This is a genomic window from Humidesulfovibrio sp. (genome assembly GCF_035560995.1).
GTDB lineage: Bacteria > Desulfobacterota > Desulfovibrionia > Desulfovibrionales > Desulfovibrionaceae > Humidesulfovibrio.
The window spans coordinates 1-2,137 of record NZ_DATMYK010000040.1; the positions used below are offsets into that span (position 1 = coordinate 1).

Consider the following 2,137-nt stretch of genomic DNA (forward strand, 5'->3'; position numbering starts at 1 on the left):
GGCTGGTGCAGATCGAGCCCGGCGCCACAGTGGACGTGGACTAACGCGGCCCAGGCCCCATCCGCCCCGGGCTGCGCAGGCCGCTGGCGGCTCGCTGCCGATTCCTTTTGGCCACCCGCGCTGCCGGGCGAGACTACCTTATTATATAGGAACAGCCTGTACGGCTGCGCGATGGCAATCCCAGCCGGCGAGTTGACCCCTCCAAATGTCCTCGTCATATCCTTATTATATAGGGAGCCGGGGCGGCAGCCCGTGGGCTATGATTCCGCGCCGCCCGCCGCCAGGGCGTCCAGGGCCTGGCGCAGCTTTTCCGCGCGCTTTGCGCCCAGGCCCGGCGCCTGGGCCAGGGCTTGCGCATCCGCGGCCTTGATGGCCGCAATGCTGCCGAAGTGGTCAAAGAGCAGACGCACGGTCTTTGGCCCAACGCCCGGCAGGCTGACCAGCTCGCCCGTGAGGGAGCGCTTGCGCGTGGCCGCCCTGCCCCGCCCGATGACGAAGCGGTGGGCCGCGTCGCGCACGCGTTGCAGAAACAGCAGGGCCGGGCTGCCGGACTTAAGCGCCACGGGATTGCGCCTGCCGGGGCGGAACACGCGGTCCTCCAGCTCGCCCGCGCGGCGACTGGGGCCCTTGGCGATGGACGCGCACTCGATGGGCATGTCCGGCAAGGCTTGGCCCAGCGCCGCAACCACCGCTGCAAGCTGGCCGCGCCCGCCGTCGATGAGTAGAAGATCCGGCCAGGGCGGACCGGACCCGGCCCGGCGCTCCGCCCACTGGGCCAGGGCCGCGTAGTCGTCGCCCGTGCCCTCCGCCGCTGGCAGGGAGTAGGCGCGGTAGTCCTCCTTGCGCTCCTGCCCGTTCTCGAACACCACCAGCCCGGCGCGCACGCCGCTGCCGCCCAGGTGGGAAATGTCCACGCACTCCACGCGCAGCGGCGGGCCGGGCAGATTCAACGCCTGCTCCAGCACGGTGGACACGTCCTGCGCGCCGTCCTTACGGTGGGCAGTGCGCGCCAGGTTGGCCGCCATGTCCATAAGGCGTCGCTCGTCCGGCCCGCGGGGAGGGCCCAGGCGGCAGGGGCCGCCCCGGCGCTCGGCCAGCACTTCGGCCAGGGATTCCGTTTCCGGCGGATGCGAGAGCACCACCCGGCCGGGAATGTAACGCTGCGAGCCATAGAATTGCGCCAGGAAGCTTTCCAGCGCATCGCCCGCCTCGGCAACGCCGAGCCCCGGCCAGTGGTAGGTCTTCTGCTCCAGCAGCTTGCCTCCGCGCACGAACAACACGCCCACGCCCAGCCCTTCCTCAGCCAGTTGCGCCACGCTGACGACATCGCGATCGAGCGAGTCGCGCAGCACCGAGGCCTGGGTCTCCAGCGTGGCCTCGATGGCCTTGATCTGGTCGCGCAGCAAGGCGGCCTGCTCGTAGCGCAGGTCGTGGGCGGCCACGTCCATTTGGCGCCCAAGTTCGCGCACCAGGGAACGTGAGCGCCCGGACAGGAACTGTTCGACCTGCGACACGAGGTCATGGTACTGGGCGCGGTCCACGGGCAGCACGCAGGGGGCCAGGCACTGGCCCAGTTGGTAGTACAGACAGGGGCGCACGCGGTTCTTGAACATTTTGTCGGAGCACTTTCGCAGGCGAAAGATGAGTCCCACGAGCTTCTGGGTGGCCCGCGCGGCAGAGGCCGAGGCAAAGGGACCGAAATACACGGAGCCGTCGCGCACCACGTTGCGCGTCATGGTCAGGCGGGGAAAGTCCGAGGCCTTGTCCAGGCGGAACAAAAGCGAGCGTTTGTCGTCGCGCAGCACGATGTTGTAACGCGGTCGGTGCTGCTTGATGAGACTCTCCTCCAGCAGCAAAGCTTCCTTTTCAGTGGAGACGAGCAGGAAATCGATGTGCGCGATCTTGGCGACCAGGGCCCGCGTCTTCGGGCCATGATCCGCGCTGGCACGGAAATAGGAGCTCAAGCGCTTGCGCAGGCTGATGGCCTTGCCCACATAGATGATGCGCCCGCCAGCGTCTTTCATCAGGTACACGCCAGGCGTGTCCGGATAATTTTTTGATTGAAAATCCATAGGGCTCCAAGTCATAGCAGTCACGCCAAGGTTACACGAACATCATGGTCCGGCAGGTCTCACGC

General features: G+C 67.5%; 1 protein-coding gene. It reads right to left on the reverse strand.

From position 1 onward, the window contains the following. Positions 1–257: 257 nt before the first annotated feature. Positions 258–2,072, reverse strand: coding sequence for an excinuclease ABC subunit UvrC (gene uvrC, locus VN419_RS01280; RefSeq protein WP_325643608.1), 1,815 nt, complete (start codon positions 2,070–2,072; stop codon positions 258–260). Between the last annotated feature and the right edge of the window lie 65 nt (positions 2,073–2,137).

Excerpts from the sequence above, each read along its gene's own strand:
- uvrC (WP_325643608.1), bottom strand. The coding sequence starts at position 2,072 with ATGGATTTTCAATCAAAAAATTATCCGGACACGCCTGGCGTGTACCTG.